At 34.0% G+C, this 15,887-nt stretch carries 12 protein-coding genes; 8 read left to right on the forward strand and 4 right to left on the reverse strand.

All coding sequences use genetic code 11. The features are described 5' to 3' along the window. On the forward strand, positions 1–554 hold a 554-nt coding region (locus J7K39_06475; GenBank protein MCD6179532.1), incomplete at its 5' end, for a WbqC family protein. Positions 555–609: 55 nt separating this feature from the next. Here the strand turns inward: J7K39_06475 and J7K39_06480 are convergent. Together J7K39_06480 and J7K39_06485 are read right to left on the reverse strand one after the other, a co-directional pair. Beyond that, a complete protein-coding gene (locus J7K39_06480) occupies positions 610–1,449 on the reverse strand; it encodes a universal stress protein (GenBank protein MCD6179533.1) in 840 nt (279 codons plus the stop codon). A gap of 144 nt (positions 1,450–1,593) precedes the next feature. Beyond that, a complete protein-coding gene (locus J7K39_06485) occupies positions 1,594–2,748 on the reverse strand; it encodes a beta-lactamase family protein (GenBank protein ID MCD6179534.1) in 1,155 nt (384 codons plus the stop codon). Between the two features lie 191 nt (positions 2,749–2,939). Here J7K39_06485 and J7K39_06490 point away from each other — a divergent pair, with 191 nt between their 5' ends. Further along, on the forward strand, positions 2,940–4,313 hold the full coding sequence (locus tag J7K39_06490; GenBank protein ID MCD6179535.1) for a hypothetical protein: 1,374 nt from the start codon (positions 2,940–2,942) through the stop codon (positions 4,311–4,313). Positions 4,314–4,360: 47 nt separating this feature from the next. Then, positions 4,361–5,815, forward strand: a complete 1,455-nt coding sequence (locus J7K39_06495; protein ID MCD6179536.1) for an aminoacyl-histidine dipeptidase — start codon at positions 4,361–4,363, stop codon at positions 5,813–5,815. A gap of 758 nt (positions 5,816–6,573) precedes the next feature. Here J7K39_06495 and J7K39_06500 read toward each other — a convergent pair. Both J7K39_06500 and glmM read right to left on the reverse strand, forming a co-directional pair. Then, on the reverse strand, positions 6,574–7,137 hold the full coding sequence (locus J7K39_06500) for a manganese efflux pump (protein MCD6179537.1): 564 nt from the start codon (positions 7,135–7,137) through the stop codon (positions 6,574–6,576). Positions 7,138–7,146: 9 nt separating this feature from the next. After that, positions 7,147–8,538, reverse strand: coding sequence for a phosphoglucosamine mutase (gene glmM, locus J7K39_06505; protein ID MCD6179538.1), 1,392 nt, complete (start codon positions 8,536–8,538; stop codon positions 7,147–7,149). Positions 8,539–8,766: 228 nt separating this feature from the next. Here glmM and J7K39_06510 point away from each other — a divergent pair, with 228 nt between their 5' ends. The 5 genes from J7K39_06510 (at position 8,767) to J7K39_06530 (ending at position 15,872) form a co-directional block, all read left to right on the forward strand. After that, positions 8,767–10,191: a tetratricopeptide repeat protein gene (locus J7K39_06510; GenBank protein ID MCD6179539.1), complete on the forward strand. Its 1,425-nt coding sequence runs from the start codon at positions 8,767–8,769 to the stop codon at positions 10,189–10,191. 77 nt (positions 10,192–10,268) lie between these two features. Further along, positions 10,269–11,165: a DUF368 domain-containing protein gene (locus J7K39_06515; protein ID MCD6179540.1), complete on the forward strand. Its 897-nt coding sequence runs from the start codon at positions 10,269–10,271 to the stop codon at positions 11,163–11,165. Between the two features lie 53 nt (positions 11,166–11,218). Beyond that, positions 11,219–12,715 (forward strand): hypothetical protein, encoded by a 1,497-nt coding sequence (locus J7K39_06520; protein MCD6179541.1) that lies wholly within the window; start codon positions 11,219–11,221, stop codon positions 12,713–12,715. A gap of 267 nt (positions 12,716–12,982) precedes the next feature. Continuing rightward, complete coding sequence (locus J7K39_06525; protein MCD6179542.1) at positions 12,983–13,450, forward strand: winged helix-turn-helix transcriptional regulator; 468 nt, start codon at positions 12,983–12,985, stop codon at positions 13,448–13,450. Between the two features lie 19 nt (positions 13,451–13,469). Continuing rightward, positions 13,470–15,872, forward strand: coding sequence for a 3-hydroxyacyl-CoA dehydrogenase/enoyl-CoA hydratase family protein (locus J7K39_06530; protein ID MCD6179543.1), 2,403 nt, complete (start codon positions 13,470–13,472; stop codon positions 15,870–15,872). Positions 15,873–15,887: the final 15 nt, after the last annotated feature.

Genomic DNA, 15,887 nt, shown 5'->3' on the forward strand with positions numbered 1-15,887 from the left:
AAGAGATAAGTGTAGAGCAATTTGAGACTTTTCCCAAACAAACGTTTCGGAATAGATGTGTGATTTTATCGGCTAATGGTTTGCAGTCTTTAACGGTTCCTGTTATCAAACCAAATGGTGCCAAAACGCTAACGCGTGATGTAAAAATTTCTTATGATGAACCTTGGCAGCAATTGCATTGGCGCTCCCTTAAAACAGCCTATAATTCTTCTCCTTTTTTGCTCTATTATCAAGATGAATTAGATGAATTTTTTAGCAAAAAATCAAAATTTTTACTCGATCTCAATGAAGAAGTTATTCAGTTGATAAACAGTTTAATGGAGTGGGATGTAAGTGTTCAACGCACAGAAGAATTTGCTTTCCCAAAAGATATTCATTCCAATGAAGACAAGCGATTTTTATTAAGGCCAAAGAATACAGAATCTTTGGATTTACCACCCTATATTCAAGTGTTTTCTGATCAATATCCTTTCTTTGAAAACCTAAGTATTTTGGATTTAATTTTTAATTTGGGCCCAGAGTCAGAATCTTATCTGATGAAAATAAAGTCATAAAAAAAGCCAGGGTTTTTGGCTCTGGCTAATCTTAAATATTTTTATATTTTTCTCTTTAGTACTGTGTAATCTTTTCCCAATTGTATTTTCTTGGGTTTATGCACATTACCGGAATCTGAGACCCGTTAAAAATAATTTCTTCATCGTAAGAACCTAAGAGGTATTTTGTCCAACTATTATCAGGATTTGTCATTATCATTATCAGATCGTAATTATTTGATGTTGCATGATCTATAACTTGTTGTGAGAAATTGTTTGATTTATCAACTATAGTTGAAGTATAATCTACATCATGTTCTTCAAAATATTTTGTAAGCGTATTTGTTGTTTTTTCGATGGTTTTACCTGGAATACTCATCAAATGTACTTTAGCATTCAATTGCTTTGCCATAAAACTTGCCCATAATGTTTTTTCCCAAGGTCCGGCATCGCTAGTAATTGGTAAAAGAATATTTTGAAAACCCTTGTTAAATTTACGTTTCTGCACAACAATAACAGGGGCAGGGGATTCGGTAATGATTCTCAGAGCAAAACTACCGGTCAATTTTTGCATGCCAACTTTACCATGAGTCCCTAAATAAATAAGCTTAGCACCTAAATGTTGTGCAACAGAATTTATTGTAGTAAAGATATTTCCGTCTTCTGCTTTAATCTTGACTTCTATACCATATTTTGCAATTAAATCATCGGCGAGTTTTTGTAAACGCTTATAAAGACTATCGATACCCAAGTTTTCATCTTTAAGGTATGCATTGGTATTTTTGTCAATAACGTGTAGTAGATGCAATTCATACTTAAAGAATTGTGCTGCTTCGGCAGCTTGATTCATTGCATTGTTACAAACTTCAGAAAAGTCCGTAGGGACAAGAATAATGTTATTTAATTTATCTTTCATCGGTATTCAATTTTATTTTTCGTATACAAATCTAATGATAATCATCATTGTTACCGAATATAAGACATATATTTTTGAAAATAATTACAATAAATAAAATTTTACAGTTTTATGGTGAGTAAATGTGTTTGCTATCAGATAAAATTATTTGAGATAAGGATCCATTTGAGAATGTAAAATATTTAGTATATCTCTTTTTATTGTGGCGATGGGAGCATTGGTGTTGTTGAGCAGAATAAGTGTAATATCGTTTTCAGGCTCTAAAGTAATAGTGGAAGTAAATCCATGCCAAGCACCATTATGGAAAATATAACTGTGTTTTCCGTCTTTCCTCAATCGCCAACCAAAGCCATAGTTTATACTTCTAGAGTTGCGCAATATTGCTTTAGAATAAGCCTCTTCTAAAGTTTTTTTATCTACTAATTCGTAATTATTTAAGGCTTCAGTGAATTTATAAATATCGTGAACCGTTGAGTAAATGCTTTTATCTCCTAAAATTTCATTGTTTGCATCATGAAAATATTGACGACGTCTTCGCCATTGAGAATTATAACCTAAAACCTGATTGCTATCTTGTTCTATATCAACGCGATTATAAACATAACTATGTGTCATACCTAATTTGTCAAATATTTCAGTTTGGAGAAAGTCGCCAAAATATTGATGGGTAATTTTTTCTATAACCAAGGCCAGAACGGCATAACCGGTATTAGAATATTCAAATCTTCGACCGGGAATATTATTTAAGGGTAAATTATGAGATATTATCAAGTTTAGCATTTTCTGGTTAGTAATGCTGCTGTCGTTAACCCAATAATTATCAACTAAGTACATGTAGTTTTGAAGTCCGCTGGTATGGTTTAGCAAATGTCGAATACTAATTTCAGGATAAGGAAAATCCGGAATATAGTTTTTTACTTTATCATCATAATCGAGTAGACTCCTCTCTTTTAAAAGCATTATACTAAGAGCCGTAAAGGGTTTGCTGGCAGATGCTAATTGGAAGCTTGATTCTATCTTTATAGGAGTTCTATTGGAGAAATTGGCTATTCCTCTGGCTTCTTCAAAAATAATTTTACCTTTAACGGCTATCAAGGCAGTACCATTAAAACGGTAGTTTTCTAAAGTTTTATGAAGTTTCTCATTTGTTAGTTCTACTATCTCTTCAGGAACGGGAAATTCGTTTGTAGCAGGGCTTTTTAATAAAGGTTTGCCATCTATAACCAAGGCGCTCATCCCCAATGGATAACTAAAAAGTATGATTAAAATTATAGACAGCAAGCTTTTATAAATGCTCATAAATGAGTTTTTTCAAAAATAACGCTGCGAAAGAACAAAAAAATGAAAATAAAATAAAGTTTTTAACATCTTTTATTGAATAAAGAGAAATTGATTTTAAAGATTTTAATTATTTAATTATTTGATTCTTTACATAAAAAGGAATATTTTTACCTTCTTGTTTCTTTTAGAAATTGATTAAACTATAACTCATGGAAAATCCGTCATCACTTGCTAATCCCAAAAAGTTGAGTCTTAAGGATTTTCCTGCTGAAAAGAAACGGAAGAAAGAGAGTTGGTGGAAAAAATATAGAAGGCGACAAAAGCGAAATGCAAAATATCATCATAAGGAAAAGAATATAAAGCATATAGGTCGTCAAAAGCAAAAAAGGAAAAGTCCCGGATTTTTCAAGCGTATTATGCTTGATTTTCAGGAGAATAGAAAAGAGCGTAGAGAATTACGTGCCGAAAGAAATAGAATACGAAAGCATCAACCCAGTTTTATTAAACGCTTAAAGTATGATTTTAGGGAATATCGACAAGAACAACATTGGAAAAATAAACAGTCGGCAAAAAGAAAAGGACAACGTAATTTTTGGTCTGCTATTCTTTTGTTTTTTTTAGGGCCACTACTTGATTTTAGAGATGAAGTTATAGCAGAGCGAGCTGAGAAAAAACTTAGAAAAGCAAAGTTTCCTCAGCCTAATCTATTTCAAAGACTTTGGGAGGATTATAAGGAAGTGCGTGATACTGCTCGACAGAGAAAACATTTAGACCGTATGGTTAGGAAGTCGTTAAGCTTTGTTGTAGAGGAAGATAAACGTGTTTTTTCACTTCGTGAAGAGCTTGAACATATGCGAGATACTTGGAAAGGATTGCCTTGGAATTGGCCTCGTGAGATCCAAAATATGATTGCTGTTACGATAGTATTTGTTTTGACATTCAGTATTCTTTTTGGAATTTTTCAATTGTCTAAATTTCTTGTTGCTGCAGCTTATTCCATCCCCGGAGTTTGGCGTGATGGAATGATTGTTTTTACTATTCCTGATCCATCACCGCTTTGGACGTATTCTTCTGTATTATCGGTATATAGTGTTGGTCCGTTTGTGTTGGTTATTATTGGTTTTATTTTTCAACGATTACAGAAAAAAGTTAAAGATCAGGGATCTTTTAAAAGTTTGGTTTTAATGTGGATTTATGTAAATGCATATATTCTGGTTTTCGGAACATTTCTTGCCGGATATTTTACAGATAGGGGGTTTGGATATGTTATGGGCTGGCTTTATATTCCTTGGATAGTTGAAGTCCCTCTTGCTTTATTCTCTGTTGTAATGCTTTGGGTTATAGGTTATAGGTTAGGAAAGAAAATGCTGGTTTTTCGACATTCAAACTTTTTTATTGATACAGTACTTCCGCAATTGTATTATAAGTTGATATATTTTTATATTCCTATAATAGTGGGTATAGGGATTCTGTTTTTAATGGGGCTCAATAATAATGATTTTACTCAGAATATAGTTTATGTATCAATATTAACCATGTTAACACCCACACTTAGGTTTATTCCCGAAAAATCTCAAATATGATTAAGAATTAATTTTGCCGTGTAGGCGCAAAAATATATATATTAAAAATGAATAAATCAATAAGACAACTTCAGCCACAGAGTGTTTGGGAATTTTTTGATGATATATGTCAAATTCCTCGTCCTTCAAAAAAAGAAGAGAAAATCAAAGCTTATCTATTTGAGTTTGGAGCAAAATATAAGCTCGAAACTTTGGAAGATGAAATAGGAAATATTCTTATTAGAAAGCCCGCTACCAAGGGGTATGAGAATCTTCCTTGGGTCGTGATGCAAAGCCATATCGATATGGTTTGCGAAAAGAATAGCGATGTTGACCATGACTTTGATACCGATCCAATTCGTACGAGAATTGATGGCGAATGGGTAAAAGCAATTGGGACTACTTTGGGTGCTGATGATGGTATTGGTGTTGCTACTCAGTTAGCTATTTTGGCTGCTGATGATATTGAGCATGGACCAATTGAATGTTTGTTTACCGTGGATGAAGAAACGGGTTTGACTGGGGCTTTTGGTTTAAAACCCGATTTTCTAAAGAGTGAGATTCTGCTAAATCTCGATTCGGAAGATGAAGGCGAATTATTTATTGGTTGTGCCGGTGGTATGGATACTGTCGTTAAGTTCGATTTGGATTTGGAAGATGCTCCAGCAGATTATAAAGGATATAGAATTGATATAAGCGGTTTGCGTGGTGGCCATTCCGGTGATGATATTCAAAAAGGTTATGGAAATGCAAACAAGATTTTAAACAGAATCTTATATAAAGGAGCAATGGATTTTGGTTTGCGCTTAGCCAAGTTTAATGGAGGAAATTTACGTAATGCTATTGCTCGTGAAGCTTTTGCCGAGGTCTCAATTCCTGAGTCGGTAGTTTGCGATTTTGAAGTACTTGTTGCGCAAATGGCTGATGCTGTTAAAGCAGAGTTGCATGTAACCGAGCCTAATCTAAACATTGCTTTAATCGAAACAGACAAGGCTGAAAAGGTTTTTAGCCTCGATTTGCAAACGCGTTTAATAAATTCGCTCTATGCTTGTCCGCATGGTGTAATTGCTTGGTCGCAGGATATTCCAAATTTTGTAGAGACGTCAACCAATCTGGCGGCTGTAAAAACTTTGGACGATCATATTTTAGTAACTACCAGTCAGCGTTCCAGTTCTGAAACCGAAAAGCAGGATGTTGTAAATATGGTTGCTTCTGTATTTCATTTGGCAGGAGCAAAAGTAGAAAATACCGATGGTTATCCGGGATGGAAGCCTAATCCTAATTCCAAAATAATGGATATCACCAGTTCTTCTTACGAAAAACTGTTTAAGAAAAAACCTAAAGTTTTGGCAATCCATGCAGGTTTAGAATGTGGATTAATAGGGGAGACCTATCCTAAAATGGATATGATTTCTTATGGACCAAGTATCCGTGGAGCGCATTCACCAGATGAGCGCATTGAGATTAAAACAGTTCAAATGTTCTGGGATCTGACTTTGGATATTTTGAAATCGATAAGATAGATTATAAATAATTATCGCGCAGATTGCGCAGGCAAATGCAGAAAAAAACGGGGGTGTCTTAAAGACACACCTCGTTTGCTACTTTCAGGCTTAAAATCAGAATGTAAATATTGAATTACCACGACCTTCAGGTCGTGGTTCCAAGCGCAAAGTAAATCGGGCTTTAGCCCAAAAATAGATATAGGCTGAAGGTCTAGATGCTAGAGCGGATTTGCAATCCGCGATAAAAAAACAGAGTATTGTGGAGTGCCGATTTACCTTTCATTCACTCATCATTCTAAACATTCTTTACTCCCTCATCTCGACAGAGCGTAGCGGAGGAGAGATCTCATTGTTTTTAAGCTAGAGATATCTCTCCGTCAAACGACGGATCGATATGAGGGGCAATAGTCTTTCTCTTTCTCCTCTTTTCCTTCTGATTGTTTAACAATATTCAAATTTAAAAATTTCAGTCTTTAGTTGAATTTGCAAACATAGGATTTGCAAACATAGGATGAGGGGTTTTCCTCGGAATGTTGGTGCTATTCTCTCATTTTGACGGAGTAGCCAAGCATAACGCATTGCCCATCGGGCATTAATTTTAATAGAAAATATTATCCAAAAATATTTTTCATAGCCCAGAGGGCATTAAAGTCAATAAATTTAAAAGGCAAAAAAAATATTCTTCTTTAGGGGATTAATCTCAAATTCAAAAAAAATAAAATCAGCGAAAATCCGCGTAATCTGCGGGAGAAAATTCAAATAATATGAACGCAATTCTATTGAAAATAAAGATGCTCAATCAGAATTTTAAAGCCAATGCCAATTAGGATAATTCCACCCAAGATTTCCATTTTTGCACCTAGCTTTTGTCCGTAATATTTGCCAATTCTTATTCCAATAAAGCTGGCAATAAAAGTCACAATAAAGATAATGATAACGGGAGTTAGGATTTCTATTTCTAAAAAAGCAAAGCTAACACCAATAGCTAAAGCATCAATACTAGTACTAATTCCTTGAGCGACTAGGCGTGTTCGGGATAACTCGATACTATTGTCTTCACCTTCTTTTTTGTTTAGGCTTTCATAAATCATTTTTGCGCCAATAAGGAAGAGCAATACAAAAGCAATCCAATGGTCGTAAACTTGAATGATTTGCTGAAATCCAACGGCTAGATAATAGCCAATAGCTGGCATAATCCCCTGAAATAGAGCTAAATTAGTAGAAGACTTAAAGATAAGCCAAGCATTGAGTTTTTTAATGGATAAGCCATTGGCCAAGGAAACAGCAAAACTATCTAATGAGAGTCCAATTGCAATTAGAAATAGCGTAAGAAAATCCATTTTTCTTGATTAAGCATTTAGAAACTCACCAATATCAAGTTTAATTTTGTCGGCTAAATGATTGGCTTTTGATAAATCATTGCTTTCTGCATATATACGGATAATGGCTTCTGTATTGGATTTTCGAAGGTGTACCCATTCGCTTTCAAAATCAATTTTTACGCCATCAATCGTAGTCACTTTTTCATTTTTATATTTCTCAGCAATCTGAGCTAAAAGTCCATCGATATCCATATCTTCGTCTAAATCTATTTTATTTTTGCTGATAAAATAATTGGGGAAGCTAGAACGAATCATCGATACCTTTTGTTTGCGTTTGGCCATTAAAGTCAAAAACAAAGCAATGCCAACTAAAGCATCACGACCGGAATGGAGTTCAGGATAAATAACACCACCATTTCCTTCGCCACCAATAATGGCATTGGTCTTTTTTATCATCTCTACCACATTGACTTCACCCACAGCTGCAGCCTGATACAGACCTTCGTGTTTTGTGGTAATATCTCTTAAAGCTCTTGTAGAAGATAGGTTGGAAACCGTGTTTCCTTTCTTGTTTTCTAAAATATAATCGGCAATAGCCACAAGTGTGTATTCTTCACCAAAAGGATTACCATTTTCGCTAACAATAGCCAAGCGATCCACATCAGGATCAACAACAAAACCAACATCTGCTTTTTCTTTTACAACTAATTCGCATAAAGCACCAATATTTTCTGGAAGAGGTTCTGGAACGTGAGGAAATACTCCAGTCGGTTCACAAAAGATATCGAAAACTTCAGTAACGCCCAAAGCTTTTAAAAGTGGAAGAATAGAGATACCGCCCGTAGAATTTACACCATCAATAGCCACTTTAAAATTTGCCGCTTTTACGGCTTCAACATCAACCAATTCAAGTGCTAATATTTTTTCTATATGTTTGTCAATCTGAGTGTTATCAACCGTAATCTTGCCTATCTTATCAATCTTAGCATAATTAAAATCCTGTTCTTCAATAAGTTTCAATAGAGATTCGCCTTCTTTTGCAGAAATAAACTCTCCTTTGGCATTGACCAATTTAAGTGCATTCCATTGCTTTGGATTATGGCTAGCAGTTAAAATAATTCCACCATCGGCTTTCAGATTAATAACAGCCATTTCTACTGTTGGAGTTGTCGACAAACCAAGGGATACAACATTTGCTCCCATAGCTATTAAAGTGTTATTAACCAAGCCTTCCAACATTTCGCCCGATAATCTGGCATCTCGCCCGACAACAATTGTAGGATTTTCTTTTTTAGTTTCTTTTTGAATAAAAGAGGCAAATGCAGTAGCAAAATTTACAATATCTACGGGAGTTAAATTAGTGATAGGTTTACCACCTATAGTTCCTCTGAAACCTGAAATGGATTTTATTAGCGTCATAGTATTTGTGGTTCTGTCTTATGAAATATTTAGGATTGTTAGTGGTTAAATGAAAACACAAATATAGGGATTATCCTTAGCTAATTACTTGTTATGAGCTATAAATATTAATTATTTTCAACAATAGTTATAAAATAAATTGTCAATAAAGTTGTGCATAATGCCTAGATAATTGTATTATAATGTTCTTTAAAAAAGATGTACTTTTGAAGCGAATTTAAAAAACTTATGGGAGAAGAATTTGAATTTTATTCAGAAGAGATTCTAAAAGAAATGGTTGAGCGTTTTCAGACAATGTTAAAGACGAATGACTTATTCTTTTTTGATATTGATGAACTATCTGCTATTATTGATTATTACTTTGAAAATGGAGATATGGTTCTTTTGGAAAAAGCACTCTATTTTTCTCTTGAGCAATATCCCGGAAATTACGAATTTCTGTTGAAAAAAGCACAGTATTATGCTTTATCAAATCAAGCCGAAAAAGGTTTGGACTTACTCGATGAGCTAGGGAATATAGGTGATTCTGATTTTTATATGACTAAAGGTTCCTTATTAAGTCAATTGCAACATTATCGCGAAGCTATTGAAGAATTTACACATGCTCTAAATCAAAACCACGATTTGATAGAAGTGTATTCTAATATTGCATTTGAATACGAAAATTTAGAACAATACGACAAAGCTTTATCGTATTTATCAAAAGTATTAGAGTTGGAGCCTGATAATGATCAGACTTTAAGTGAAATTGGTCTTTGTTACGAAATGGCAAATCGTTCAAAAGAGGCAATCACTTTTTTTAATAAATTTATAGATGACTATCCATACAGTAAAGGAGCCTGGTTTAATCTCGCTATTTCCCATAGTTCTGTTGGAGAAAACGAAAAAGCCATAGATGCTTACGAATATGTATTAGCTATTGATAACGAATATGCTTCTGCTTGGTTTAATATTGCCAATATTTATTTTAGTACTGGCGATTTCAATCAAGCTATTATTTATTATTCAGAAGCTATTAAAAGGGAAGACCCTGATGTGGTCTCTTATTATTTTTTAGGCGAAGCTTATGAGCAAAATGAAATGCTGAATGATGCTCTGAAAAATTATAAAAAGGCAGTTTCGGTAAATGTTAGTTTTATAGAAGCATATATAGGTTTAGCTCGTACTTATTTTAAATTGGGCGATTTAGAATCTGCTTATGAAAATTTGGCTAAAGCCACGGTAATAGATGAGCCTATGCCGTTGTTTTGGAATCTCAGGGCTGCCAGATTACACGAACAAGGATATGGGCAATTAGCTCGTTTTCTAACTAATCACCTTATTAAAATTAATCCTGAAGATTCTGCTTATTATATCAATAAAGCCTTGTTAAGTGTGTTTGATGATGATTATACCGAAGCTTTAAATGTAATAACAGAAGGTCTTGATAAAGTAAAGAAGAATAATCAAAAAGCATTACTGTTTTATTTTAAAGGGATGTTCCAACTGCTTGCCGGTAATGAGAAAAAAGGCTTGGCTGATTTTGAATTTGCTATATTGTTAGATAAAAAAGAATTTGAGAACCCACTTTTACAAAGTGAGCTGAGTTCAGTAGAAAATTCTGCTTTAGATAACCTCTTTGAACGATATAATCTTAAGAGAAATAATTTATAGCCGTATTTTATTCATCTATTTTGATTTTAGTGTAAAACGAATTATTTTCGAAACTAATAAGAGCAATATAATTTATAATGAAAGAACTACTTGGCGTTTTTATTAAAGGAATGGCAATGGGAGCTGCAAATGTTATCCCCGGTGTGTCCGGAGGTACAATAGCCCTAATTACAGGTATTTTTGAGCGTTTAATAAATGCTATAAAGTCGTTTGATATAGCTGCGTTGCGTCTAATATTAAAAGGTGATTTTAAAGGTTTTGCAAAACATATCGATCTTGCTTTTCTTATAGCATTATTCTCGGGGGTTGCTATTTCTATTCTTAGTCTTGCTCGTTTGTTCGATTTCCTATTTATAAATTATCCGGTTTATATCTGGAGTTTTTTCTTTGGACTTATTTTAGCTTCGGTGTATTTTGTAGGGAAAACAATTGAACATTGGACATGGATTGTTGTCTTATCTTTTCTTATTGGGTTTATTATTGCTTTATCAATTACTTTTCTTACGCCTGCAACTCAGGATGAAAACTTTCTTTATTTAATTGTTTGTGGTGTGGTTGCTGCTTGCAGTATGATATTACCCGGATTGTCGGGCTCTTTTGTGCTTATATTAATGGGTAATTATCAATTAGTTATGATTGATGCTATTAATCAACTACGCTTTGATATACTAATTCCAATTGTTATAGGTGCATTTGTTGGCTTGTTAGGTTTTTCTTATTTGTTATCTTGGGTATTTAAACGTTTTAGAAATCAAACAATTGCAATATTAACGGGTTTTATTTTTGGATCTTTGGGTATTATTTGGCCTTGGAAAGAAGAGATTATTCAGCAATTTGGAGTTAAAGAAAAGGTGATTGGCTATAACTGGCTTTTACCCGAAATTAATCTGCAATTTGGTATTGCCATCGGGATTATGCTTGTAGGAGTTATAGTTATTTGGTTGATGGAAAAGATGGCAGAAGAGAAGGAGTAAGTAGAAGTTACAATTTTTTTTCAGTATATTTGAATGCCATGTCAGGAGTGTAGATGAAACAGTATTTTAGTGTTTTTTTACTTTTATTTACAAGCATAAATATTTTTGCTCAAGGAGAATCTTTTGGTAGTAGCTCTTCTAATTATTCCGGTGTAAATTCTGTTCTTCTTAATCCTTCGGCTATGCATAGCCAAAAAACTTGGCTGTCGATTAATTTCTCTTCCGGAGATTTGTTTTTGCATACCGACTTTATTTATTTAGATAAAAATGAGTTTCGCTTAACAGACTTGCTCGACCCCAATTTTGAGTTTGTAGAGCATCCAACCGGTTATGGAACAGAACAGCGCGCTTTTTATTCATTCGATAGTGATAAAAATACATCTTTAAATCAAAGTCTTAGAATATTAGGCCCTTCAATAATGTTAAGTTATAATCAACATGCCATTGCTATAACTTCCGGAATGCGAGTGCAGACAAATATTAGAAATCTAAGTCCAGATTTGGCTAATATTCTTGCCTATGGTTTTTCTTATTTCCCACAGCACAAACAAGTTTTTCAAGTTGATGATTTTAATAGTACATCAATGGCTTGGGGAGAAATTGGCGTGTCGTACGCTTATCGTTTGAATAAGGAATCTTTTGATGGCTGGTCTTTTGGATTTAGTCTAAAACGCTTGTTAGGAGTAGGTGGTGCTTATTTGGATGTAAATCAGAGTACTTATTCACTGATAGATTCTAAAACTATTGATGTGGCAAATCAGCAAGCCGAGATAGGCTTTTCTTTGCCTATTGATTTTGATACTAATGATTATCTTTCTAATAGTTTAACTACAGGAAAAGGTTGGGCAATGGATATAGGATTTACCTACCAAGTTTTGCTTAAACGTCAACCTAAGCTAAACGCACAACGGTTTTGTGAGCAGCCTGTAATTGATTATAAATATCGTATTGGCATTGCTCTGTTAGATGTAGGGAGTATTAGTTTTAAGGAAAATGCACAAACCCACAGTTTTATCAATTCTACTCAAGTCGAGGGAGATATGAGGGGAGTAGATTTAGAAAACGTAAATCAGATAATTGGATTAATAAGTGAGCAGTTTTATGGTTCATCGTCGGCTAGCATAGTTGAGAATAGTATGCGTATTGCTTTACCCATGACTTTAAGTGTTCAAGCCGATTATAATACCCAAATTGCTAATTTTTATTGGAATGCTTCTTTAATATATGGAATTCCTTTGAAGGGTGGTGCACTTCGTCGCCCAAATCAATTTATAATTGCTCCGAGATATGAAACTAAGTTCTTGGAATTTAGTGCTCCAATTAGTTTTTATCAGTTCAAATATCCACATTTAGGTATTTATGCTCGTGTGGGTTCGTTTGCCATCGGCTCTGATTGGTTTACATCCTTTTTGGGAAATAAAGATTTTCACGGGATGGATATTTATTTCTCCCTAAAGTTTCAGTTAACAAAGGATAATTGTAGATCGAAAAAATTAATAAGAGATGCTTGTGGAGAAAAATCAGGCCGTTTTAATTGGGCTTACGACTAAATAAAGTCAGAAGTAGTAGAGTTCTAAGTTAGACTCAATATAAATTAGCTCTCTTTTGTTTTTTATATTTCAATCGTTTGCGATTATTAAATTCTTTATAAATGCTGTAAAATCAATATTTTTAAGCATTCACTTCTGACTTGTTTTAGTTTCTAATCATTTGTCGTTAATATTTTAACAAATAATTATCAAAAATCGCATCTATAATACTATGCATGCATCATTGTTTTTAGTATATTTGCAATGCATGCATAGTAAAATTATTTTATGAATACTCAAGCTACAGTAGATTTTCACTTAAGATCAGCACTTTTCTCGATGATGCGTATGTATAACCTATTAGCTGCGCAGAATGGTATTACTCAGGGTGTTGGTTATGTGTTACTGATTATTGAAAGATCTGGGACACCTGCAACAAAAGTAGCTCCTTTGATGGGAATGAGTAGCTCTAGTTTGAGTCGCCTACTAAAAAATATGGAGGATAATGGTTTAATTTATAAAGAATCAAATTTAAAGGATAAACGTGTAGTTAAGGTTTTTCTCACAGAAAAAGGGGTGGAGCTTAGGCGAGAAGTAAAAAAAGCTGTTCTGGCTTTTAACGAAAAGATTTGTGAAAGAATTAATAAAAAAGACTTTGAAGCTTTTTCAAAAGTAACATCCATTATTAAAGAACAGGTTAAAGAAGACATAGAAAAAATTCAGATAAATAAATTAAAAAATAATAAAGTATTATAATTAATTAAAGTCTTGCAGTATGATAAGAAGAATTAATAAAGTAGCGGTACTTGGATCCGGTGTAATGGGATCAGGTATTGCCTGTCATTTTGCCAATATCGGACTCGAAGTATTGCTTATTGATATTGTTCCACGTGAGTTGAACAAAGCCGAAGAAGCAAAGGGTTTAACATTGGAAAGTAAAGTGGTTAGAAATAGGATTGTAAATGACGCTCTAAAAGCCTCTTTAAAATCTAAACCTTCACCTATTTACTCTAAACGATTTGCTAAACGAATTACAACAGGTAATTTTGATGATGATTTAGCAAAAATTAAAGATTGCGACTGGGTTATAGAAGTTGTAGTTGAACGTCTGGATATTAAACAGACAGTTTTTGATAAAGTTGAAAAATTCCGTAAACAGGGTTCTTTAATTACTACTAATACATCTGGAATTTCAGTTGAGAAAATGACTGAAGGTAGGAGCGAAGATTTTCAAAAGAATTTCTGTGGAACACACTTCTTTAATCCTCCTCGTTATCTACAGCTATTTGAAATTATTCCAACATCTAAAACTTCTCCTGAAGTTGTAGAGTTTTTGACCAATTATGCAGGTAAATTCCTTGGTAAAACAGCTGTTTTAGCTAAAGATACTCCAGCATTTATTGCTAATAGAGTTGGAACATTTTCAATTATGGAATTGTTCAATAATGTGCAAAATTATGGTTTAACAATTACCGAAATAGATAAACTTACAGGTCCTGTTATTGGTCGTGCAAAATCAGCTACTTTCCGTACCGCTGACGTTGTGGGTTTAGATACGCTAATTCATGTTGCCAATAATATTAAAGATAGCACTAATGATGAGGCTAATGACTCGTTTAAAGTTCCTGAGTATTTGCAAAAAATGTTGGAAAATAACTGGTTAGGTTCTAAAACAAAACAAGGTTTCTTTAAAAAAGTTGTTGAAGATGGAAAGAAAAAATTCTTAACACTCGATTTCGAAACTTTGGAATATACCGAAGATGCAAAACCAAAATTCTCTGTTTTTGAAAAAACTAAAGGAATTGATGATTTACGTTTAAGACTGCCAATTTTACTAGCAGATAAAGGTAAAGCAGGAGATTTTTATCGCGCTTCATTTTATTCATTATTTCAGTTTGTATCCAATCGTATACCTGAAATCTCTGACGAGATTTATAAAGTTGATGATGCTTTAAATGCCGGCTTTGGATGGAAATTAGGTCCTTTCCAAACTTGGGATGCAGTAGGTGTTGAAGATACGGTAAAAGCTATGGAAGAGGCCGGTAAGAAAGCTTCTCAGTGGATTTACGATATGCTTGAAGCAGGTGTAACAAGTTTCTACAAAGTTGAAGGTGGTCTGAAATATTTTTATGACATTCCTACAAAATCTTATAAAGAAGTTCCCGGACAGGGAGAAACTCTTTCTTTAGAAGTTTTACGTGGTACTAGTGTTGTTTGGGAAAATAACGATACAACAATTTTCGATTTAGGTGATGGTGTTTTGAACATAGAATTCCATACTAAAATGAATACAGTTGGACAAGGTGTTTTGGAAGGACTAAATAAAGCTGTTGATTTGGCAGAAGCTGAGTATAAAGCTTTAGTTATTTCTAACGAAGGAGATCATTTCTCTGCCGGAGCCAATGTTGGTATGATTTATATGCTTGCTGTTGAGCAAGAATGGGAAGATTTGGATATGGCTATTCAGTGGTTCCAAAAAACAACTATGCGTTTACGCTATTCTTCAATTCCTGTTGTTTCAGCTCCTCACGGCATGGCTTTAGGTGGTGGATGTGAAATTTGTATGCATTCTGATAAAGTTTTAGCCCATGCCGAAACATATATGGGTTTAGTTGAATTTGGTGTTGGACTTATCCCCGGTGGCGGTGGAACTAAAGAGTTTGCTATGCGCTTAGGTGATGGTTTGCAAGCAGGCGATATCCGTACTAATGCTTTCTTAAATAGATATTTAAGTATAGGCCAGGCTAAAGTATCAACTTCTGCTTATGAAGCCTTTGATTTGGGCTATTTGAGAGAAGGTATTGATGAAGTAGTTGTTAGTCGTGCACATCATTTGGCACTTGCTAAAAAGGCAGCATTACAATTGGTTGAAAAAGGCTATACAAAACCTGCTCCACGTAACGATATTAAAGTGTTAGGTCGTGAGGCCTTAGGAATGGTTTATGTTGGATCCGATGGATTTAAAACTGGACATTATATGTCGGAACACGATGGTATGATTGCTGAAAAATTAGGTTGGGTTATGGCTGGTGGCGAAATATCGCAACCTTTAACTGAGGTGTCAGAACAATATTTACTTGATTTGGAACGTAAAGCATTTCTTGAATTATGTATGCAGCGAAAAACTCTCGAAAGGATACAAAGTTTAATTACTAAAGGTAAAATCCTTCGTAATTAAGAATCAAGTTTAAAT

The sequence above is a fragment of the Bacteroidales bacterium genome (assembly GCA_021157585.1).
In the GTDB taxonomy this organism is placed as follows: Bacteria; Bacteroidota; Bacteroidia; order Bacteroidales; family UBA12170; genus UBA12170.

Excerpts from the sequence above, each read along its gene's own strand:
- J7K39_06480 (MCD6179533.1), bottom strand. The coding sequence starts at position 1,449 with ATGAAAGATAAATTAAATAACATTATTCTTGTCCCTACGGACTTTTCT.
- J7K39_06485 (MCD6179534.1), bottom strand. The coding sequence starts at position 2,748 with ATGAGCATTTATAAAAGCTTGCTGTCTATAATTTTAATCATACTTTTT.
- J7K39_06490 (MCD6179535.1), top strand. The coding sequence starts at position 2,940 with ATGGAAAATCCGTCATCACTTGCTAATCCCAAAAAGTTGAGTCTTAAG.
- J7K39_06495 (MCD6179536.1), top strand. The coding sequence starts at position 4,361 with ATGAATAAATCAATAAGACAACTTCAGCCACAGAGTGTTTGGGAATTT.
- J7K39_06500 (MCD6179537.1), bottom strand. The coding sequence starts at position 7,137 with ATGGATTTTCTTACGCTATTTCTAATTGCAATTGGACTCTCATTAGAT.
- glmM (MCD6179538.1), bottom strand. The coding sequence starts at position 8,538 with ATGACGCTAATAAAATCCATTTCAGGTTTCAGAGGAACTATAGGTGGT.
- J7K39_06510 (MCD6179539.1), top strand. The coding sequence starts at position 8,767 with ATGGGAGAAGAATTTGAATTTTATTCAGAAGAGATTCTAAAAGAAATG.
- J7K39_06515 (MCD6179540.1), top strand. The coding sequence starts at position 10,269 with ATGAAAGAACTACTTGGCGTTTTTATTAAAGGAATGGCAATGGGAGCT.
- J7K39_06520 (MCD6179541.1), top strand. The coding sequence starts at position 11,219 with ATGAAACAGTATTTTAGTGTTTTTTTACTTTTATTTACAAGCATAAAT.
- J7K39_06525 (MCD6179542.1), top strand. The coding sequence starts at position 12,983 with ATGAATACTCAAGCTACAGTAGATTTTCACTTAAGATCAGCACTTTTC.
- J7K39_06530 (MCD6179543.1), top strand. The coding sequence starts at position 13,470 with ATGATAAGAAGAATTAATAAAGTAGCGGTACTTGGATCCGGTGTAATG.